19 protein-coding genes are annotated in these 21,192 nt (G+C 71.3%); 15 read left to right on the top strand and 4 right to left on the bottom strand.

Features of this window, described 5'->3' with window-relative positions:
- Positions 1-20 precede the first annotated feature (20 nt).
- Complete coding sequence (locus tag K3888_RS07310; protein WP_230929585.1) at positions 21-752, top strand: AAA family ATPase; 732 nt, start codon at positions 21-23, stop codon at positions 750-752.
- A gap of 17 nt (positions 753-769) precedes the next feature.
- The gene (locus tag K3888_RS07305) at positions 770-2,590 is read left to right on the top strand and encodes an FAD-binding dehydrogenase (RefSeq protein WP_230929584.1); all 1,821 of its coding nucleotides are present in this window, start codon (positions 770-772) and stop codon (positions 2,588-2,590) included.
- On the opposite strand, the gene K3888_RS17970 is transcribed toward K3888_RS07305, so the two are convergent.
- The 3 genes from K3888_RS17970 to K3888_RS07290 all read right to left on the bottom strand — a co-directional run bounded on the left by K3888_RS17970 (position 2,556) and on the right by K3888_RS07290 (position 5,813).
- The gene (locus tag K3888_RS17970) at positions 2,556-3,158 is read right to left on the bottom strand and encodes a sigma factor (RefSeq protein ID WP_372459540.1); all 603 of its coding nucleotides are present in this window, start codon (positions 3,156-3,158) and stop codon (positions 2,556-2,558) included. The two genes, K3888_RS07305 and K3888_RS17970, sit on opposite strands and share 35 nt — an antisense overlap.
- Entirely contained in the window at positions 3,155-3,547 is a 393-nt protein-coding gene (locus tag K3888_RS07295; protein ID WP_230929583.1) for a YciI family protein, read from the bottom strand. The genes K3888_RS17970 and K3888_RS07295 overlap by 4 nt, the downstream gene beginning before the upstream one ends.
- Before the next feature lie 106 nt (positions 3,548-3,653).
- Complete coding sequence (locus K3888_RS07290) at positions 3,654-5,813, bottom strand: RecQ family ATP-dependent DNA helicase (RefSeq protein ID WP_230929582.1); 2,160 nt, start codon at positions 5,811-5,813, stop codon at positions 3,654-3,656.
- A 130-nt stretch (positions 5,814-5,943) separates the two neighbouring features.
- Here K3888_RS07290 and K3888_RS07285 point away from each other — a divergent pair, with 130 nt between their 5' ends.
- From K3888_RS07285 to K3888_RS07235, 11 genes are all read left to right on the top strand, one after another.
- On the top strand, positions 5,944-6,564 hold the full coding sequence (locus K3888_RS07285) for a class I SAM-dependent DNA methyltransferase (RefSeq protein WP_230929581.1): 621 nt from the start codon (positions 5,944-5,946) through the stop codon (positions 6,562-6,564).
- 83 nt (positions 6,565-6,647) lie between these two features.
- Entirely contained in the window at positions 6,648-7,937 is a 1,290-nt protein-coding gene (locus tag K3888_RS07280) for an HNH endonuclease signature motif containing protein (protein ID WP_230929580.1), read from the top strand.
- A 53-nt stretch (positions 7,938-7,990) separates the two neighbouring features.
- Positions 7,991-9,295 carry a glutamate-5-semialdehyde dehydrogenase gene (locus tag K3888_RS07275; RefSeq protein ID WP_230929579.1) on the top strand — a complete coding sequence of 435 codons (1,305 nt, stop codon included), beginning with the start codon at positions 7,991-7,993 and terminating at the stop codon, positions 9,293-9,295.
- A gap of 70 nt (positions 9,296-9,365) precedes the next feature.
- On the top strand, positions 9,366-10,247 hold the full coding sequence (locus tag K3888_RS07270) for an AAA family ATPase (RefSeq protein WP_230929578.1): 882 nt from the start codon (positions 9,366-9,368) through the stop codon (positions 10,245-10,247).
- 35 nt (positions 10,248-10,282) lie between these two features.
- Complete coding sequence (locus K3888_RS07265; RefSeq protein ID WP_230929577.1) at positions 10,283-11,728, top strand: vWA domain-containing protein; 1,446 nt, start codon at positions 10,283-10,285, stop codon at positions 11,726-11,728.
- Positions 11,729-11,788: 60 nt separating this feature from the next.
- Positions 11,789-12,505, top strand: a complete 717-nt coding sequence (gene nadD, locus K3888_RS07260; RefSeq protein ID WP_230929576.1) for a nicotinate-nucleotide adenylyltransferase — start codon at positions 11,789-11,791, stop codon at positions 12,503-12,505.
- Positions 12,502-12,951, top strand: a complete 450-nt coding sequence (gene rsfS, locus K3888_RS07255) for a ribosome silencing factor (protein WP_230929575.1) — start codon at positions 12,502-12,504, stop codon at positions 12,949-12,951. Before nadD ends, rsfS begins: the two co-directional genes overlap by 4 nt.
- A gap of 6 nt (positions 12,952-12,957) precedes the next feature.
- Entirely contained in the window at positions 12,958-13,656 is a 699-nt protein-coding gene (locus K3888_RS07250; protein ID WP_308281918.1) for a histidine phosphatase family protein, read from the top strand.
- Complete coding sequence (locus tag K3888_RS07245) at positions 13,653-14,483, top strand: DegV family protein (RefSeq protein ID WP_230929574.1); 831 nt, start codon at positions 13,653-13,655, stop codon at positions 14,481-14,483. The genes K3888_RS07250 and K3888_RS07245 overlap by 4 nt, the downstream gene beginning before the upstream one ends.
- Positions 14,484-14,534: 51 nt before the next feature.
- Entirely contained in the window at positions 14,535-15,623 is a 1,089-nt protein-coding gene (locus K3888_RS07240) for a ComEA family DNA-binding protein (protein ID WP_230929573.1), read from the top strand.
- 7 nt (positions 15,624-15,630) lie between these two features.
- A complete protein-coding gene (locus K3888_RS07235) occupies positions 15,631-17,097 on the top strand; it encodes a ComEC/Rec2 family competence protein (RefSeq protein WP_230929572.1) in 1,467 nt (488 codons plus the stop codon).
- Here K3888_RS07235 and K3888_RS17610 read toward each other — a convergent pair.
- Positions 17,084-18,739, bottom strand: a complete 1,656-nt coding sequence (locus K3888_RS17610) for a RecQ family ATP-dependent DNA helicase (RefSeq protein WP_308281916.1) — start codon at positions 18,737-18,739, stop codon at positions 17,084-17,086. The two genes, K3888_RS07235 and K3888_RS17610, sit on opposite strands and share 14 nt — an antisense overlap.
- 203 nt (positions 18,740-18,942) lie before the next feature.
- Between K3888_RS17610 and K3888_RS07220 the strand changes: the two genes are divergently transcribed.
- Together K3888_RS07220 and holA are read left to right on the top strand one after the other, a co-directional pair.
- Positions 18,943-19,872 (top strand): SDR family NAD(P)-dependent oxidoreductase, encoded by a 930-nt coding sequence (locus K3888_RS07220; RefSeq protein WP_230929571.1) that lies wholly within the window; start codon positions 18,943-18,945, stop codon positions 19,870-19,872.
- 126 nt (positions 19,873-19,998) lie between these two features.
- Complete coding sequence (holA, locus tag K3888_RS07215) at positions 19,999-20,976, top strand: DNA polymerase III subunit delta (protein ID WP_230929570.1); 978 nt, start codon at positions 19,999-20,001, stop codon at positions 20,974-20,976.
- The last annotated feature ends 216 nt before the right edge of the window (positions 20,977-21,192 follow it).

Genomic DNA, 21,192 nt, shown 5'->3' with positions numbered 1-21,192 from the left:
AGGAACGGTACCGTGGCCACGTGCGCCATGACTCCGTGCTGGACCCCCGGCCCGTCGTGTCCGTCTCGGCAGCCCCGGGTCTCGCGGTCCCGACGGAGGGCTGGCCGTACTCGATCCCCGCCGTAGTGCACCTGCTTCGCGACGGTCTGGAACTCGACGACCTCACCGTGCTGGTGGGCGAGAACGGGACCGGTAAGTCGACGATCGTCGAGGCCGTGGCCATGGCGTACGGGCTGGGCGCCGAGGGCGGATCCGTCAACGGCAGGGACGTCACCTGGGCCTCGGAGTCGCCGCTGCACGAGTCCCTGCGACTGGTGCGGGGCGGGTCGGCGTCGAAGTGGGGGTACTTCCTGCGCGCCGAGACGATGCACGGCATGTTCACCTATCTGCAGTCCAGCGGCCCGGAGCGGGATTTCCACGCTCGCAGTCACGGGGAGTCGTTCTGGGACATCCTCTCGACCTCGCGTTTTGATGGCGGCGGACTGTTCGTCCTGGACGAGCCCGAGGCCGGACTGTCGTTCGACGCGCAGCTCAGGTTGGTCGCGCTGCTGCTCGAACTGGCCGACCGTCGGGGTGCGCAGGTGCTGATGGCCACCCACTCGCCGATCCTCGCCTCCGTGCCCGGCGCCGCCGTCTACGAACTCTCCGATTCGGGGATGCACCGGGCCCGCTGGGAAGACCTGGCGATGGTCGACCACCACCGCAGGTATCTCGAGGCGCCGGAGAGATACCTGCGGTATCTGCTGGGGTGACGGGGCACACTGGACCCATGACCAATTCCGCATCCCGCCCCGGCCGGACCACGGGCGAGGCCAGGCCCGTCCACCCCGTCTACCCCGCGTGGCAGCCGCCGTCGACGTCGCGCGCGGCCAACGCCGGCCCGCTGCCCGCGCCCGAGCCGGGGTTCGAGCCGGACATCATCGTGGTGGGGCACGGGCTCGCCGGGCTGGTCGCCACCTACGAGGCGAGCCGTGCGGGCAAGACGGTGCTGGTGGTGGACCAGGAGAACGAGAAGAACCTCGGCGGCCAGGCCTTCTGGTCGCTCGGCGGGCTCTTCATGGTGGACACCCCCGAACAGCGTCGGATCGGGATCAAAGACTCCCTCGAACTCGCCTGGCGGGACTGGCTCGGCTCCGCCGCGTTCGACCGCCCCGAGGACGCGCGGCCGCTCGAGTGGGCGCGCGCCTACGTCGAGTTCGCGGCCGGAGAGAAGCGCCGGTACCTCCACGATCTGGGGCTGCGGATAGTCCCCACCGTCGGCTGGGCGGAGCGCGGCGGCGGGGAGGTCGACGGCCACGGCAACTCCGTCCCGCGCTTCCACGTGACCTGGGGGACCGGCCCGGAGGTGGTGCGCGTATTCGAGGAGCCCGTCCGCGACGCCGCCCGGGAGGGTCGGGTCCGGTTCGCCGTACGACACCGGGTGGACGAGATCGTGGTCGAAGACGGCCGCGCCGTGGGCGTGCGCGGCGCGACGCTGGTGCCCTGCGACCTCGACCGCGGCGTGGCCTCCCCCCGCGAAGAGACCGGCGAGTTCGAGTTCCGCGCCAAAGCGGTGCTGCTGTCGTCGGGCGGTATCGGCGGCAACCCGGATCTCGTGCGGAAGTACTGGCCCACCGCCAAGCTCGGCGAGGCACCGAGAGACCTGATCGTGGGCGTCCCCGAGCACGTGGACGGGCGGATCCTCGAGATCTCCGCGGACGCCGGCGCCAACCTGATCAACCGGGACCGCATGTGGCACTACACGGAGGGCGTGGCCCATTTCGCGCCCATCTGGCCCTCGCACGCCATCCGGATCATTCCCGGCCCGTCCACCCTGTGGCTGGACGGCAACGGCGACCGCATGCCCGTGCCGCTGTTCCCCGGCTACCACACCACCGCCTCCATCGAGGCCATCCGCAGAGCCGGGCACGACTACTCGTGGTTCATCCTCGACTCGTCCATCGCCGGCAAGGAGTTCATCCTGTCGGGGTCCGAGCAGAACCCGGAGCTGACCGACAAGAGTCTCAAGAAGTTCGCCTCGAAGGCAGGAAGCGGGCTGCCGCCGTCGATCGCCGATTTCACCGAGAAGGGGGTCGACTGGGTGGTGGCCGACTCCATCGAGGAACTCGTGGCCGGGATGAACGAGCTGGTGAACGAGGACGAGCCCGAGCTGGATCTGGAGAAGGTCCGAGAGTTCGTACTGGCGATGGACGGGCAGATGGACAACCCGTTCGCCAAGGACGCTCAGGTCCAGGCGATCCACAACGCCCGTCGTGTGTTCACCGACAAGCTCACAAGGATGGCCAAGCCACATCGTCTGCTCGCCGATTCCGGGCCGGGCAAGGGGTCCGCGGCGGGCTCCGGTGGGCCGTTGATCGCGGTCAAGGTGCACCTGATGACCCGCAAGACGCTCGGCGGGATCGAGACCACGCTCGATTCGCAGTGCGTGTCCGAGGACGGGCAACCGTTCCCGGGGCTCTATGCGGCGGGCGAGGTTGCCGGCTTCGGCGGTGGCGGCGTGCACGGCTACAACTCGCTCGAGGGCACGTTCCTCGGCGGCTGTATCTTCTCGGGGCTCAAGGCCGGCCGCGCGATGGCCCGCGAGTTCTGAGCGATTGCACGATGTGATCGTGGCTGCGGCAGCTCCCGTAGCGGCCGGCATGCTCGTGCGCGGTTCCGACATCGGTCGACCGACCGAGTATGGCGCCGGGAGCGTTCATTGGGACTTCGGTCCGCCGCTTCGCCGCGGCCGGCACGGTCACATGGCCGGAGCAGAGGCGTCGTCGCCGGTAGCGGAGGCCAGTCGCGCGAACGGCTTCGAGGTGCCGCCGCGCAGTCGGCTCTGTCGTCAGGGCGATTGCTCGGGCGTAGGCCTCGGCGGAGGTCCCATGTCGTCGCCATGTCGTCGTGTCCTGACGGTCGAGTGGTACGAACTCTCCGCGCTTGTCAATCCGCGACCTCGTCCGTGCAGCTCCCCGCCGCCCGTCGCGACGTCGGCTCCGGGCTACAGTGAACAGCCACGCCTCGGGATTGGCGGGTACGCCGGTCGTCGGCCACTCGCGCAGTGCCTTCTCCACGGCGTCGGCGAACTCGTCCTCGGCCGCGGTGAGGTCTCCGTCCGGGGCCGCGAGGATGGCGAGCAAGCGTGGTCGGGCGTTCCGGACGAGGTGCGCGATCATTCCGGGGAGCAGGGAGTCTGCCAGCCATCGTGGTCCGCGAAAACTGCGACCGGGCGAATCTCGACAACCCCGTAGGAGCCTCCGGGGAACTTCTCCGCCCAGGCTAACGCGGCGTCGTGGCCCGCCACTTCGAGTACGAAAACCCCGGCCAGCGATTCCTTGACCTCGGCGAATGGGCCGTCCTCGATGACAGTCGAGCCGGTCCGTCGGGTCACGGTGGTCGTCGCGGAAGTCGGCTCGAGCATCTCGGCGGAGATCAGGACACCGGCGTCGGTGAGTGCCGTGACGTAGTCGTTCATGAGCTGCTGCATCTCGGCGATCTGCTCGTCGGTGGGGCGTGGCCCACTCTCGTCGAGCTCCGGGGCATGGAAAATAAGTGAATATCGCATGGGGTGATCCTTCCTCGTGATCGGTCGACTCTCGACCGGCTCGGATGATGACGATCGACTCTGCCCGGAATCGACATCCAGTCCGGAGAATTTTCTCCGGATACGGTCAGGTCGCCGCGGCCACAGCAAAGGGGAGGACGACCGAAGCGCCGCCCTCGCGAAGGTGGCGGGAGGCCTCGGTGACGGTCCAACCCGTGTCGAGGACGTCCGTGACGAGCAGGACCGGACCCTGCGTCGAGGTGGCCGGCCCGGCGAGCGTGCCCCAGAGCTGGGCCACCCGGTAGGCCGAGTTCTGGGCGGTCACCGGCGGCAGTGCCTCGTCGCGGGTGAGCTCGCCGAGGTAGGTCATCCGCCCCATCTGCGACAGCGCGCGGGCCAGGCTCGACACGAGTAGAGGATGCTCGCCGGTGCGGAGGGCGACGACGCCGGTGGGCCGCTCATCCCAGCCCCACTCGCGCAGCACGGGAACGCAGGCCCGGACGAGCCAATCCGGGGCGTCCTGGTCCTGCTCGGCGAGCAGCGCCCGCAGCTTCTGCCCGAGCCCGAGATCGGTCAATCGCGCGAGCGCACGGCCCTCGGCGGGCCCGTCAGCGATCTTGCCCTTGAGCGGGATGTCGAGCTTCGCCAGCCCTGTGGGCCACTGGCGTCGCGGTGGGAGCACCACGCCGGGACGTTCGAGCGCCTCCCGTGCCCGGGTCAGCGCGCCCTCCTCGACGGTGGTCTCGCGCCGCTGCCCGGTGCAGTTGTCGCAGCGTCCACACCCGCCGGCGGCCGGGTCGAGCGTGGGATCGTCGAGTTCAGCGCGCAGGTAGTCCATGCGGCAGCCGGCGGTGCGGATGTACTCGAGCATCGCCTGCTGCTCGGACTGCCGTGCCTCCGCCAGTCCCGCGTATCGCTCGGCGTCGTACTCCCATGGCTGCCCGGTGGCCACCCAGCCACCGCGCACCCGCTGGACCGCGCCGTCCACGTCGAGAACCTTGAGCACCATCTCCAGGCGTGTCCGTCCCAGGTCCACGGCCGGTTCGAGGGCCTGCGTGGACTGTGGCCGATCCGGCGCGAGCGCGTCGAGCACCCGACGCACGACGTCCTCGGGCGGGAACGCCAGTGAAGCGAAGTGGTTCCAGATCGCGCGGTCCTCCGGCCCGGGGATGAGCACCACGTCGGCGCGGTCCGCGGCGCGGCCGGCACGGCCGATCTGCTGGTAGTAGGAGATCGGCGACGGCGGCGCTCCCAGATGCACCACGAAGCCCAGGTCCGGCTTGTCGAAGCCCATCCCCAGCGCGGAGGTGGCCACGAGCGCCTTGACCTCGTTGTCCAACAACGCGCGTTCCAACTCTTCGCGTTCGTCCGCATCGGTGCGTCCGGTGTACGCGCTCACCCGGTGTCCGCCCGAGGTGAGGAGCTCGGCCATATCCTGGGCCGCCGCGACGGTCAGGCAGTAGATGATCCCGCTGCCCGGCAGTGTCTCGAGGTTCTCCACCAGCCAGGCGGCCCGCTTCTCCGAGTCGTCGATCGATACCACAGAGAGATGCAGCGACTCGCGGTCGAGACCGCCGCGGAGCACCAGGGTGTCCGGGTGGCCCGGCGAACCCGTGGCCCCCGGCGTACCCACGCCCAGCTGCTGGGCGACATCCCGCACCACCCGGTCGTTGGCCGTGGCGGTGGTGGCCAGCACGGGCACGCCCTCGGGGAGGTCGGCCAGCAGTGTCCGGATCCGCCGGTAGTCGGGCCGGAAGTCGTGACCCCAGTCCGACACGCAGTGCGCCTCGTCGACCACCACGAGCCCCGCATCGGCGGCCAGCGCCGGCAGGACGGTGTCCCGGAAATCGGGGTTGTTGAGCCGCTCGGGGCTCACGAGCAGCACGTCCACCTCGCCGGCCCGCACCGACGCCCGGACCTCGTCCCACTCGGTCATGTTGGCGGAGTTGATGGTGGCCGCCCGGACCCCGGCCCGTGCCGCGGACTCGACCTGGTTACGCATCAACGCCAGCAGCGGCGAGACGATCACCGTCGGCCCGGAGCCCAGTTCGCGCAGCAGGCGGGCAGCGATGAAGTACACGGCCGACTTGCCCCAGCCGGTGCGCTGCACGACCAGTGCACGACGCCGATCCGCGACCAGTGCCTCGATGGCCGTCCACTGGTCCTCGCGCAGCGTCGCGCCCGGACCCGCGAGGGCGGACAGAAGCTCGTCCGCCCGGGAACGCAGGGCCGCGCGGTCGGGGGCGGTGGTGCTGGCGGAGGCGGGGGTGGAGGTCATGACGCCCATCGTGCCCCAGACCTCCGACAGTGTCGGGCCGGTGTGTGGACGGCGTTGTCGTCGTCGCCCCGTGTTGTTCTTCCGGCCGCGCTCACCCGCGCGAGCGCGCCGCACCCTCGTGCGGGTCCATACTGGCGACATGACACAGACCTGGAAGAACATCGTGGCCGCCAACCCCGAGCACTCGCGCAACTACGCGCAGCGTTGGGACGACATGGTCGCGGAGGGGGTGGACATCGACGGTGAGGCGCGGCTCGTCGACGCCATGGCTCCGCGCGGCGCCCGGATCCTCGACGTGGGGTGCGGGCAGGGGCGGATGGGCATCTACCTGCACGCGCGTGGCCACCGGGTGACGGGAGTCGACCTGGATCCGTACCTCATCGAGCGGGCGCGCGAGGCCTGTCCGGAGGCGACGTGGGTGGTCGCCGATCTCGCCGACGACGGCTGGGCGGCCGGACCGTTCGATCTGGCGGTGTCGGCGGGCAATGTGCTGGCGTTCGTCGACCCCGCCGACCGACCCGCGGTGCTGACCAACCTCGCCGCGCGGATCGCGCCGGCGGGCGAGGGGTCAGGCGGTGCGGTGGGGAGGCTCGTCGTGGGGTTCGGCCTGGATCGCGGCTGGACCCGCGAGGAGTTCGATGCCGAGGCCGAGCGCGCGGGCCTGCGGATGGAGCAGCGCTGGTCGACGTGGGATCTACGACCCTTCACCGACGACAATGGGTTCATGGTGGCCGTCCTGGCGCGCTCAGCGGCAGCGTAAGTGCAGGTAGGATAGCTAAGTAGGTTATCTGATTGATATCGCGTGCTCGAACTGGCGTTCTATCGTGGCCGTAGCATGGGGTCATGATCAAGGACCTGGTGGGGGCGACGACGACGAGCGTGTGCGAGCTCTCAGCCGTGTGTTGGGCCGAGGTGGACGCCTCGGAGCTCCCCGGGGTGCTGCGGCGACTCGAGGAACTCTCCCGCCGGCTTGATGCCATCAACGCCGCAGGGGCGGCGGAGGCGGCGGCCCGGGCCGAACGCGCAGGGAAGCCGGTCTCGTCAGCGGCGACCGGTCTCGGCAAGGAGCTCGGACTGACCGCAGGGCAGTGCAGGGCTCGGATCGAGGCGGGGCGTCGCGAGGGCTCCCCGGCCATGGACTCGCACCGGTGCGGCCGGATCACCGCCGGGCAGGAACGCGCGATCGGTGAGGCGGTCGCCGAGCTGCCAGAGGGCACCCCGGACGAGGCTCGCCGCGACTTCTCCCGGCACCTCACCGCATTGGCGGAGGCCGGGGCGAGCGTGCGTGCGCTCACCGCGGCAGCGGCGCAGGAACTGGTGACAGTCGACCCGGGCCGACTCGACAGGCTCGAGGAGCAGCAGCAGAAGCGCCGCGAGCTGCGTGCGCACCGGTCAGGACTCGACGGACTCGCCACTGTGGGGATCACGTGTGAACCGCGGCTGCAGGCTCTCCTCGCCGCGGTGATCGCCCGTTTCGGCGCGCCGGGCCAGTGCATCTCGGTGCCGGGTGACCCGGCAACGGGCGAGGTGGCAGACCCTGACGAGATCGCGCAGGCGGATACGCGCACCAGTGGGCAGCGGGCCTACGACGCGCTGTGTCACGTGCTCTCGCTGGGGCTGGCCGTCGAGTCCGGCGCGACCCGCGGCGTGGCCGCCATCGTCGTCCGGCTGACCCCCGAGCAGCTCGACGCCGTGGAATCCGGTGAGCAGGGCGGGCTGGTCGAGGCCGATGGCGGTACTCAGCTGAGCGCGGCGCAGGCGGTCTCCCTCGCCGGCCGCCGCTCCTGGTTCCTGTCGGCGCTGCGTGACGGGCGCGAGGAGCTACGGCGGATCGACATCGACCGGGGCCGGGACCGGCGGCTGGCCAGCGCGATACAACGGCTCGTTCTCTACGCGGCCCACGGCGGGTGCACTCACCCCGGATGCGAACGGCCCGCGGCAGGCTGCCAGGCGCACCACGTCGTGGAGTGGGCCGTGGGCGGCCCCACGACCCTGCCCAACCTGGCGTTGGTGTGTCCGATCCATCACGGATGGATCGGCGTCGGTCCCGAGTCGTGGCGGACGGTGCCCGATCCGGCCCGGCCGGGCCGACCGCTCTGGATCCCGCCCGGCACACCCGCGAGGGCGGCGTGAGCGGTCGAGCGGCGCCCGCTGCCGCGCCATATCCCATAGGTAAGCTGGGGCGCATGACCTCCAGCCATCTCGACGCCCCCGTACGTACCGACCTCGCCGACGCCGCGCAGGCCGCCGCGGACCCGGTGCGCGAGGCCGTGCTCGATGCCGCCCGCCGGGCCCGTGCCGCGTCGCGCGAGCTGGCGCTGCTCACCGCGGACCGGAAGAACGCGCTGTTGCTCGCGTCCGCGGACGCGCTGGTCGCCGCCGAGGCGCGGATCCTCGAGGCCAATGCCCGCGACATCGCCGAGCAGGCCGCGGAGGGCACCGGCGAGGCCATGCTGGACCGGCTCCGCCTGACGCCTGAACGGATCGAGGGCATCGCCGGCGGACTCCGCCAGGTCGCGGGGCTGGCTGACCCGATCGGCGCCGTCATCCGCGGTTCGGTCCGCCCCAACGGGCTGCAGCTTCGCCAGATCCGGGTCCCGCTCGGCGTGGTCGGCATGATCTACGAGGGGCGACCCAACGTCACCGTGGACGCGTTCGGGCTTGCGTTCAAGTCCGGAAACGCCGCACTGCTGCGTGGATCCGGGTCGGCGCGCAATTCGAACGAGGCGCTCGTCGAGGTACTGCGTGGCGTGCTCGCCGAGCACGACCTGCCCGTCGATGCGGCACAGCTGCTGCCGTCGGAGGACCGCTCGTCTGTCACCCACCTCATCCAGGCCCGCGGACTCGTGGATGTGGTGATCCCCCGCGGCGGCGCCGGACTGATCCAGGCCGTGGTGGAGAACGCGAAGGTACCGGCGATCGAGACCGGCACCGGGAACTGCCACCTCTACATCCATGGAGACGCTGATCTCGACGAGGCGATCGAGCTGCTTCTCAACGGCAAGACCCGCCGCTGCAGCGTGTGCAATGCCACGGAGACGGTGCTGCTCGACTCGGCGCTGGGGGAGGCCGCCGTGGATCGTGTCGTGGGGGCGCTACAAGCCGCCGGCGTGGTCGTCCACGGAGACCGCGAGGGCCTGATCCCCGCCGATGACGTGGACTGGGGCGAGGAGTACCTCAGCATGGACATCGCGCTGAAGGTCGTCGCCGGGGTCGAGGAGGCCATCGAGCACATCGCGCGCTGGTCCTCGGGGCACACCGAGGCCGTCGCCACCCGCAGCATCGACGTGGCCGAGGAGTTCTGCGCCCGGGTAGACGCCGCCGCCGTGATGGTCAACGCCTCCACCGCCTGGACCGACGGTGAGATGTTCGGCTTCGGCGCCGAGATCGGCATCTCCACCCAGAAGCTGCACGCTCGCGGACCCATGGGCCTCGAGGAGCTCACGAGCACCAAGTGGATCGCCCACGGCAAGGGGCACGTGCGCCCGTAGCCGAGCGCACCGCCCGGGCCGCCAGCTGGCCGCCCGCCATCGACGACCCCCGACCGGAAGGATCCACCATATGGACCGCGCCCGTACCGCCCAGCGACCGGCGTTCCAGAGCATCGACCATGTGATCGAGGCGCTGGGACAGCAGGGCTACCTCGCCGACCGTTCCACCGCGACGGTCGTCTACCTGGCCGACAGGCTGGGCAAGCCGCTGCTGATCGAGGGGCCGGCGGGCGTCGGCAAGACCGAGCTGGCCAAGGCCGTCGCCGCGGCCACCGAGGCCGAACTCATCCGCCTGCAGTGCTACGAGGGTGTCGACGAGGCCCGTGCGCTGTACGAGTGGAACCACGCCAAGCAGATCCTGCGGATCCAGGCAGGGCAGGGCGAGGGTTGGGACTCCACCCGCGACGACGTGTTCTCCGAGGAGTTCCTGCTCTCACGACCGCTGCTCACAGCCATCCGGCGCAGTGAGCCCACCGTGCTGCTCGTCGACGAGGTGGACAAGGCCGACATCGAGATCGAGGGCCTGCTGCTCGAGGTGCTCAGCGACTTCGCCGTGACGATCCCCGAACTGGGGACCATCGAGGCGACCCGGCGCCCGTTCGCCGTGCTGACCTCGAACGCGGCCCGCGAGCTGTCCGAGGCGCTCAAGCGGCGATGCCTCTACCTGCACCTCGACTTCCCGACGCCCGAGCTCGAGCGCAAGATCCTCGCCTCCCGCGTCCCGGAGTTGGACGACCGGCTGGCCGAGCAGCTCGTCCGTGTGGTGGGCGTGCTGCGGGCCATGGCGCTCAAGAAGGTGCCCAGTGTGTCCGAGACCATCGACTGGGGACGCACCCTCGTGGCGTTGGGTCTGGACACCATCGACGACGAGGTGGTCCTGCAGACCCTCGGTGTGGTCCTCAAGCATCAGTCCGACCAGCTGCGGGCGGCCGCCGAGCTGCGGCTCAACTAGTCCGGGCACGACACGCCGATCGGGAGGTGGGCACCATGAGCGAGGCGTCGAACATCCAGAAGTCACCGGGTGGGATGTCCGGGCATCTCGTCGACTTCGTCGACGCGCTGCGACGCAAGGGGATCCCCGTCGGCCCGAGTGAGGCCGTGGACGCGGCGTCGGCGATGGTGCACATCGACCTGCTCGATCGTGCCGCCCTGCGTGAGGCGCTCGCGTCGACGATCCTGCACAAGCCGACCCACCGCGGCGTATTCGACCAGCTCTTCGACCTGTGGTTCCCCGCCGCGATCGGTGGCAGGTCCCCGGGGGACGCGGTGACGCTGGAGGTGGAGATCCCGACCGATGAGGACGGCCGGGTCGACCCGGAGGCGCTCAACGAGCTCATCGCCTCACTGCTGCTCGAGGACACCGACGAGTCCCGGGCCAAGGCCCGGGCACTGGCCGAGCTCCTCGTGGAGCAGCTCGGTTCCTACGACTCGGCGGGCGGCCAACGCTTCTCCGCGTACCAGGCGCTCAGCCCGCTCGACACCAACGCGATCATGCAGAAGGTCCTCGACGGGCTCCTCGGCGCGGACCCCTTCGACCCGGACGGGGCCAAGCGGCACGCCGAGAAGTCCGCCGCCGCCAACTCCGCTGCGGACATGGTGCGCGGCTTCCTCCGCGAGGTCGCCGACGAGACCCGCCGCCGCACGGCGGAGACGGTGGGTCGCGACCGGGTCGCCCAGTACGCGGTCGGGCAGGCCGCCGAGCAGGTCGATTTCCTTCGGGCGAACGATCAGGACCTCCAGGTGCTGCGACGCAAGGTCGGACCGCTGGCCCGGCAGCTCGGTAGCCGGCTCGCCGCCCGGCGCCGCCGCCACCGGCACGGGGCGATCGACATGCGCAAGACCATGCGCAAATCGATGTCCACCGGGGGCGTTCCGGTCGAACTGGTGCTGCGCAAGCCCCGGCCGGCCCGCCCCGAGCTCGTGGTGCTGTGTGATGTCTCCGGCTCGGTAGCCGGCTTCAGCCACTTCACCCTGCAGCTGGTGCACTCGCTACGGGAGCAGTTCTCGCGCGTGCGGGTGTTCGCCTTCGTCGATACCACCGACGAGGTCACGTCGTTCTTCGAGACCGGATCCGACCTGGGGTCGGCGATGGCCCGCATGGTCCGCGAGGCCGAGATCGTCACCTACGACGGGCATTCCGACTACGGGCATGCGCTGTCCGGATTCGCCGACCGCTACGCCCACACCCTCACCAGGACCGGCTCGCTGCTGATCCTGGGGGACGGGCGGAACAACTACCGGGACCCGGCCGTGGCATCGCTCGAGTTCGTCAGCGAGCGCGTCGGGCACACCCACTGGCTCAACCCGGAACCGAAGCGCCAATGGGGGACAGGCGACTCGGCGGCCAGGCTCTACTCCCAGTACGTACCGATGCACGAGTGCCGCAATGTGGAACAGCTCACGGCGGTCGTCGCGGGCCTGCTGCCGGTGTGACGGGCGGAGGCGATGCGGGTGGCGACCGAGCGTGACAGCCGCCCGATAGACTCGACCACCATGACCACGACCGGAGCCGCCTCAGGCGCGCGTCGCCGCATCGGAGTGATGGGCGGGACGTTCGATCCGATCCACCACGGGCACCTGGTGGCGGCCAGCGAGGTGGCCCACCGTTTCGACCTGGACGACGTGGTGTTCGTGCCCACCGGCGAGCCGTGGCAGAAGGACACCCGTCGGGTCTCGCCGGCAGAGGACCGCTACCTGATGACGGTCATCGCCACCGCCTCCAATCCACGCTTCTCGGTCAGCCGTGTCGATATCGAGCGTGACGGGCCCACCTACACGCTCGACACGCTCAAGGACCTGCTGCGCCAGCAGCCGGACATCGACCTGTACTTCATCACCGGCGCCGACGCACTGGAGAAGATCCTCACGTGGCACGGATGGGAGGAGATGTTCGGACTGGCGAGCTTCGTCGGGGTGTCCCGCCCCGGGTTCGAGTTGTCCGACACGCATCTCGCCCAGATCGACGACGGCCGGGTCCACCTGCTGGAGATCCCGGCACTGGCGATCTCCTCGACCGAGTGCCGCCGCCGCGCGGCCGCCGGTGCGCCCGTCTGGTATCTCGTTCCGGACGGGGTCGTGCAGTACATCGCCAAACGCAACCTGTATCGGCCGGAGGGCTCGACCCGCCTCGACGGCACCCCCGCAGTGACGGCCCCGGTACACCGGGAGCCCGTCCCCATCGACCCCCACCATGAGGAGATCCCCCAGTGACCGCTAGCCCCGAGGCCTTGGACATGGCTGCCATCGCGGCCCGTGCCGCAGACGACAAGCTGGCGACCGACATCGTCGTCCTCGACGTCTCCGGCCAACTCGTCATCACCGACGCCTTCGTCCTGGCGTCCGCGGAGACCGAACGCCAGGTCAACGCGGTCGTCGAGGAGATCGAGGACAAGCTCCGCGAGGCCGGCCACAAGCCGCTGCGTCGTGAGGGCACCCGCGAGGGGCGGTGGGCGCTGCTGGACTACAACGAGCTGGTGGTGCACGTCCAGCACGTCGACGAGCGCGACTACTACTCGCTCGACCGCCTGTGGAAGGACTGCCCCGTCGTGGAGATCGAGGGGGTGCAGACCAGCACCCGCCCGGCCGGCGCCGGCTCGTCCGGTGCCGCCGAGGACGCGCTGGCACCGGAGGAGCCGCGGCGAGATCAGGAGCTCTGACTCACGGTGACTCGTCGTCTCATCCTCTTGCGACACGGACAGACGCACTACAACGCGTCGTTCCGGATGCAGGGCCAGCTGGACACCGAACTCAGCGAGCTGGGTATCCGGCAGGCGCACGCGGTCGGCCGGGTTCTCGCTCCGCGCCGTCCGTGGACCATCCTCTCCTCGGACCTGCGACGCGCCCGCGACACCGCGGCGGCGCTGGCCACCGAGGTGGGACTGGACGTGCACACCGACCCGCGGCTGCGTGAGACGAACCTGGGTACGTGGCAGGGGATGAGTCATTCCGAGGTCGACGGGCAATGGCCTGATGCGCGGCTGCGGTGGCGCAGCAGCCCGCGGTGGTCGCCACCGGAGGGGGAGAGCCGGATCGACGTCGCGCGTCGGACCCGCGCGGTCGTCGACGAGCTGGTCCAACAGCAGCCGGAGTGGAGCGAGCGCCCCGCGGTGATCGTCGCCCACGGCGGTGCCATCGCGGCGATGACCGCCGCGCTGCTGGAGCTTCCGGTGGAGCAGTACCCGATGTTCAACGGACTGGGCAACACCTGCTGGGTGCAACTCTCCGCGCATCGTCGACCCGAGGAATCCGACGGACCGTCCGCCGACCTCGACGTTCCCCCCGGAACCGACACGGCCCGCGGTCTGCTGTGGCGACTGGACCAGTGGAATGCAGGCGTCACCCCACCGGTGGGTGCCCCGTGACCATCCGTCTCGTCACCGACTCCGCCTCCGATCTACCCGAGAGCTGGGTGCGCGCGTTCGACATCACCGTCGTGCCCCTGCACGTCGTCGAGGAAGAGGAGCGCGCCGTGTCCACGGCGGCGGTGAGTCCCGACGAGCTGGCCACCATCTATGAGCGGCTGTTGGCCGACCCGGAGTGCACAGGGGCCGTCTCGGTGCACCTGTCCCGGGAGCTGTCGCGCACGTGGGAGTCCGCGGTCGACGCGGCCACCAGGTTCGGCGGCCGCGTCCTGGTGTCGGATTCCCGGTGCGCCGGCATGGCGTTCGGTGCGGCTGTGGCCCAGTGCGCGTGGGCTGCCCAGAACGGGCTCGGACTGTCCGGCGTGTACGAGCTGGCCGAGCGCCTCAGCCGGGGCGCGTCGACTTTCGCCGCATTGGAGTCACTCGAACATCTGCGCCGGGGCGGCCGGATCAGCGCGGTCGCCGCGATCTTCGGTAGTGCACTGGCGATGCGCCCGGTGATCGTGCTGCGCAAGGGCTCGGTCGACCTCGCGGCCAAGGCCCGGACCACCTCCAAGGCGCATCAGCGGCTTCGGACGCTCCTGCGTGACGAGGTCGACCGCGGTGACGTCCTGGTGGTGGTCCATCATCACCAGGCCGGGGATCGGGCCGAGGAGATGGCCACCGAGATCCGCAAGGAGACCCAGTTTCCGGAGCGCGTGTTGATCGTCGAGTTCGACGAGGTGCTGGCCTGGCATCTCGGGCCCGGAACAGTGGGAGTGTCCGTCACGGACCTCGAGGATCCGGAATTCCCCATCCCCTCGCCCTCTCCACAGGCCACCGACTGATCACCCCGCCACGGCCGGAAGCGCGACCCGCCCCGGTCTAGCGTCGGCGCCATGCGATCCGACACCCGGGCCCGGCCCGCCACCCCGGTCGATTCCGTCGCCTCCGCCGACGCGGGACGGGACCCGACGAGAGCGGCGGCCCTGCAGCGTCTGGCCGGCGCCCTGCAGCCGTCCGCGGATACGGTGGCCGCGTCGGACGAGAGGCCGATGCCGGGTCATGTCGCGAGCCCCGCGCCGACCGAGCAGTTCCCCGTTGTCGTGCCACCTGCCGACCTGTCGGCCGCGACCCCCCTCGCACCGTGGGCGGCGCCCGGGCCCGACGGTGATCGCCCCGAGCGAGTCCCGCCCGTCGGACCGGACCTGTCCTCGTGGGCGGACCCGCCGTGGTGGCGCCGGATCCGCTGGGCCCCCGACCGCCTGGCCGGAATCGCACTGGTGGTGCTCGTGGTGGGACTCGGGGCGTTCTCGGTCCACCGTCTGCTGTCCACCGTGCCCGAGGCCGCTCCGGTGCCGCAGCTCCCACTGGCGACGCCGGGCGTCACGGTCGGTGCCGACGACACGGCAGCGTCGACCGAGCCGGGAGCATCCTCCGCGCCGGGGAGCGGAACGTCGTCCGCGGTGTCCGCCGTAGCGGAGGCAGGAGACGGCGTTGTCGTCGTCGCGGTGGTCGGGATGGTCGGGCGCAGTGGGCTGGTCACCCTCCCGGCGGGGTCGCGCGTCGCCGACGCGCTGGACCACGCCGGCGGGGTCCTGGACGGCGGTGACAGGGATGGTCTCAACCTGGCGCGGAAGGTCGTCGACGGCGAGCAGATCCTCGTCGGCGTGGCGCCCGGGCCGGACGGGCCGCGGGGCCCGCGAAGCGACATCGTGGGCCCGGGCTCCGAGACCCCGCAGGCGGGAGGGGCGCCGCCGGCCGGGGAGGCGGGCGGTCAGGCATCGGGTACCCCGGGGCCGGTCAATCTCAACACCGCCGACGCCGCCGCACTCGACGAGCTTCCGGGGGTCGGGCCGGTGACGGCGTCCGCGATCCTGTCCTGGCGCACGGCGAACGGGTCGTTCGCGAGCGTCGACCAGTTGGCGGAGGTGGACGGTATAGGCCCGGCCACGTTGGCCAAGCTCCGACCGCTCGTGACGGTCTGACCGCGGCGTGGGGGCGACGGATCCGCCCGCGCCCGGTGGCGCGGCGCGGCCGGGTGGGGAAGGCGAAGCGGGGCCGCGGGTCCCGGCGATCCGAGACCTGCGGCTCGTATCGCCGACGCTGGCGGTCTTCGTCGTCACCGCCGCGACGGTCGGCGTCCGGCCGTCGATGGCGCTCGCGGTGGCGGTGGTGCTGCTGGTCGGCGCGGTGGTGGCGTTGGTGTGGTCGGCGTCCGGAGGGGTCGAGCGCGGCCCGGACCATCCTGCGCTGGGGGTGCTGGCGGTCGTCTGCGCTGTGGGAGCGGTCGCGGCCGGGGTACAGGCGGCCCGGGCACACGCGTTGGCGGCCCACCCGTTGCCGGCGGCGGTGGGGGAGCGGACCGGGATCGAGGCCGAGGTGACCGGGTTCGACCGGCCGGTGCGTTCCGGGGGCGTGATGGTGCCGGTGCGGGTCGAGGTGACGGGGTCGGGCCGGTCGGCGAGGCAGGCCGATCTCGACGTGGTGCTGCTCGCCCGTGAGGGCTGGCGCGGGCTTCCGCCCGGCACCCGGGTGAGGGCGTCTGTGGCGGTGCTCGAGCCACTGTCGTCGGGAGATCCACCAGCGCTGCGGGCCCTCACCCCGCCGACGGTGATCGGGCAGCCGGGCGCGGCGGGTCGGGTCCCGGCGGCGGTGCGCCAACGGATGCGGCAGGTGTCTGCGCGGGCCCTGGAGGGCGAGTCGGTCGGCCTGTTGCCCTCGTTCGTCCTGGGCGACGAGGGAGGCGTGTCCACCGAGACGAGGGACGACTTCCGCGCGGCCGGGCTGTCCCACCTGGCGGCGGTGTCCGGGGCCAACACGACCTACGTCGTGGGGGCGGTGCTGCTCGTGGCCGCGGGAGTCGGGGTGGGTCGGCGTGGCCGCATCGTGGCCGCCGGGCTCGCGCTGGCGGCATTCGTGGCGGTGGTCGGGCCGGAGCCCGCGGTGCTGCGCGCGGCCGGGACCGGGGCGATCGGCCTGGCCGCCCTGGCCGCCCACCGCACCGGCCGGCCGCTCGCGGCGTTGGCGGCGATCGTGCTGCTGGTGGCGATGCTCGACCCCATGACCGCCACCGGCGCGGGGTTCGTGCTATCGGTGGCGGCCACCGCGGCGCTCGTGCTCGCGGCGCGCCCGGTCGCGGAGCGGATCCGGCGGACGTGGATGCCGGGCCGGGTCGCGGACGTGCTGGCGGTGTGCGTCGTGGCGCACGTGGCGACCTTGCCGGTGCTCGCCGCGTCCGGTCTCGAGACCGGCCCGTGGGCGCTGCCGGCGAACGTCGCCGTGGCACCGGCGGTGCCGATGGTGACGGTGTTGGGAACCCTCGCGGCCGCGGTGGGGCCGGTGTGGGAGGACGGTGCGGTGCTGCTCGCGGCGGCGTGCGCACCGGCCCTGTGGTGGCTCGACACGGTCGCCGGGATCGCGGCGGGGCTGCCGGGCTCGCCGGCGGTCACGCCCGGATGAGCAGATCCTGCTCGCGGACCCGGTCCAGCGACAGCGTGCGGTAGCCCTGCTCGGCGAAGAACACGGTGAGCCGGTCGTCGTCGACACTCATGACGATTCCCGAACCCCACTCGCGGTGGACCACCGCTGCCTGCAGGGGGAAGTCGTCCGCGTCGTGGGTGATGTCGACGGCTGTGCCGGCGTCGCAGGTGTCGCAGTTCCCGCACGGGTCGGCGAGTTCCTCGCCGAAGTAGCCGAGTAGGAACTGGCGTCGACACCCGTCGGTCTCGGCGTAGCCGCGCATCATCTCGATCCGTGAGCGCTCGATGCGCTCAAGCGTGTCCGACGTCTCCTCCGCCCGACGCACCGCCTCCCCGGTCTTCACGTCCTCCGCCAACGCCACCCCCCGGCGACCGGAGGTCAGCACGCCCGCCGCCTCCAGGAGATTGACCGCGCCCGTGACACGCTTCGCACCGACGTCGAGGGCCTTCTTCAGATGGGTCAGCCGCACCGGGCCGTCGGCGCGGCGCAGGTGGGCAATGACCGACCTGATGACCTCCTCGTCCGCGTTGTGCGAGGAGAAGAAACTGCGCAGGCCCAGGTCCTCGCTGCGGTAGTGCAGCTCAATCGTGGCCGGATCCCGGTCCCTGCCGGCCCGCCCCACCTCCTGGTAGTAGGTGTCGAGTGAGTCGGGGATGTCCGCGTGCAGGACGAACCGCACGTCCTCCTTGTCGATCCCCATACCGAACGCACTGGTCGCCACCACCACGTCGAGCCCACCGTCCACGAAGGCGCCGAGTGTCTCCTCGCGCACCGCCGCCTGCTGTCCGGCGTGGTAGGCGCGGACGCTCAGCGGCCGGCCCGCCTCGGTCGAGAGTGCGGCGATCCGCTCGGCGTACTCCTCGGTGGACCGGCGCGTCGCGGCGTAGACCAGGCCGGGGCCGGCCAACTCGACTGCCCGCTCCACGACCGCGTCCTGTTTGTCGTCGTCCTCGACGTGACGCCGCACCGCCAGGTGGAGCTCGGACCGGTCGAACCCGCCGGCCAGCACCAGGGCGTCGGGTATGGCGAGCCTGTCGACGATCTCCTCGCGCACCGGCGTCGACGCGGTCGCCGTGAGGGCGATGACGGTCGGCGACCCCATACGGTGCCGCGCGGCGCCCAGCCGCAGGTAGTCGGGCCGGAAATCGTGTCCCCAGGCGGAGACGCAGTGCGCCTCGTCGACCGCGAGAAAACTCGGCCCGGCCTCACGGACCCGGTCGAGGACCTCCCGTTTGGCCAGCTGTTCGGGGGTGAGGAAGAGGAAGTCGACGCGACCGGCCACGACCTCGTCCCACGCATCAGCCTGCTGGCGGGCCCCGAGCGAGGAGTTGATCGCCATCGACCGGGTGGGCGCGCGGTCGGCGAGCGAGTTCAGGCCTTCGCACTGGTCGGTCTGCAATGCGATGAGTGGCGAGACCACCACACAGGGCCCCTCGGCCATCATCCCGGCGAGTTGATAGATCGCCGATTTCCCGTACCCGGTAGGCAGGACCGCCAGCACGTCCCGGCCGGCGATCGCCGCCTCGATCGCCTCGGCCTGTGGCGGGCGCAACCCGTCCCACCCGAAGACGCGGCGTGCCATCTCACCGGGATCGGTGGCCTCGCCCTGGGTCGTCGTCACGTGTCTGTCCTCTCGGTCCGCGGCCGGGCGGCCCGCAGTGGGATGGCCCCGGACCGCCGAGCGTAGGCGCATCGCCCGGGGGCTCCCACCGCGCACACCCCAGCCGCTCGGGGTATGGGCGTACCGGATGCACGGTAGGTGTCCGCGGTGGACCATGGTGCGCACATCCGGACCCGCGGGGGTCCGACCGGGAGGGGGGCATCGTGGGCACTCGGGAAAGCCTGGCGGGACGGACGATCGTCATCACGGGCGCATCGAGCGGATTCGGCCGCGGCGCGTCACTGGCGCTCGGTGCGCGGGGCGCCCACGTTGTCGTCGCCGCCCGACGTTCCGCGTTGCTCGACGAGGTGGGCGCGCAGATCACCGAGGCCGGCGGTAGCGCACTGGCCGTGCCCACGGACGTCAGCGATGCGGACGCCGTCGAGCGGCTCGCCGTGCGCGCCGAGGAAATCACCGGCCACATCGACGTGTGGATCAACAACGCCGGCGTCGGCGTCATGGGTCTGTTCTGGGAGGTTCCGCTCGCCGACCACACCCGGCTCGTCGACGTGACCCTCAAGGGCATGCTGTCCGGGTCGCACGTGGCCCTGCGCCGCTTCTGTGCGCGTGGCGAGGGGGTGCTCATCAACGTCGGGTCGGTCGCCGGGGAGGTGCCGCTGGCCTACCAGGCCAGCTACGCTGCCGTGAAGGCGGGGATCTCCAGCCTGGGCCGTTCGCTCAACGAGGAGTTGCGGCTGGCCGGGCTGGGTGAGGCGATCAAGGTCAGCACGATCCTGCCGTGGGCCGCTGACACGCCGTGGTGGGAGCATGTCGGCAACTACACCGGACACGCGCCGCGGTTGGCCGCGTTGGACGCCCCCGACATCGTGGTGGAGGCGATCGTCGACGCCTGCACCGACCCGCAGCAGGAGCGGCCGGTCGGACCCAAAGCGCGCTCAGCGAAGGCCTCGCACCGGCTTTTCCGCGAACTGACCGAGAGGTTCTCCGGCACGCTCTCCGAGTCCGAGATCGAGAAGGGCTCCGCGGTTCCGCACACCTCCGGAGCCCTCCACGAGCCGGTCGCCGGGGGCACCACCCTCCACGGTGACGCTCGCGAGCGGATGGTGATGGAGGACGCCGAGCGCCGGCCGTGAGGTGCCGGCTCGCATGTGACGGGGCCGTGGGCTTGTCAGTGCGACGTGGCACGATGTCGGGGACGACGACGGCAACGGTGATGTCGACGACAACGACGACGATCACGACGACGAGGAGTTCTCCCCATGGCGGCAGGCCCCGCACCGGCTCCACTTCATCTCGTGCTCGGCGAGGACGAGTTCCTCACCGAGCGCGCCACGATGGGGGTCGTCTCGGCGGTTCGGGCCGCTACACCTACGGGGGAGGACCCACCCGTGGTCTCCCGGCTCGGTGGACCGGAGGTCACGGCGGCCCAGTTGTTCGAGCTGCTCTCACCGTCCCTGTTCGGTGAGGCCCGGATCGTGGTGATCACCGGGGCCGCGGAGCTGGGTAAGGACGCCGTCGCTGCCGTGCTGGACGCGGCTCGGGACCTGCCGACGGAGACAGTGTTGATCGTGCAGCACACCGGAGGGGGCAGGGCCAAGACCCTGGCTGCGGACCTGCGCAAGGCCGGTGCCGAGGAACACGCGGCGGGCAAGATCACCCGGCACACAGAGGTGATGGGTTTCGTCCGGTCGGAGTTCCGCCGGCTGAATGTGCGTGTGGCCCCCGAGGCGTGTGAGGCGCTCGTCGAGGCGGTCGGCACGGATCTGCGCTCGCTCGCCTCCGCATGTGACCAGTTGGTGGCCGACACCGGCGGCAAGGTGGACGTCGAGGCTGTTCGCCGCTACCACTCCGGTGTGGTGGGGGTCAGCGGCTTCACCGTGGCCGAGCGGGCCGTGGTCGGCGACGTGGCGGGGGCCATCGAGGCACTGGAGTGGGCGATGCACACCGGGGTCCCGCACGTCGTGCTGGCCGACGCGCTGGCGGATGCGGTGAACTCCCTCGCTCTGGTCGGCACCCAGCGGGGAGTCGCCCCCGGGGATCTCGCGCGGCAGGGCCTGCCCCCGTGGAAGGTCAAGAAGGTCCAGGCGCAGACCCGGTTCTGGTCCATCGACACCCTGGGCACCGCACTGCAGGTGGTCTCGCGGCTCAACGGCGAGGTCAAGGGCATGGCCGAGGACACCTCGTACGCCCTGGAACGGGCGGTGCGTCAGGTCGGCACGCTGGCGGCCTCCGCCTGACGACGTGAGCCCGGGGCGGGTTGCCTGAGAAGTCCGTGGCCGGTCGGCGTTTTGAATGATTCCACTCGCGTTGCGAGGCATGGATTATGATCTACCAACCCGGCGCGCGATGCCGTCTGACCTGTGCGGTTTCCGCCCGGCGGGGCGTGTACCCACGTCGGTGCCCACAAGGTGCCCGGGCCGGGAGGTAGCAATGGACATACCGATCACACAACC

Origin of the sequence: Dietzia aurantiaca, assembly GCF_021033825.1 — a bacterium.
GTDB lineage: Bacteria > Actinomycetota > Actinomycetes > Mycobacteriales > Mycobacteriaceae > Dietzia > Dietzia aurantiaca.
This window is presented reverse-complemented; position numbering and strand designations above follow the sequence as displayed.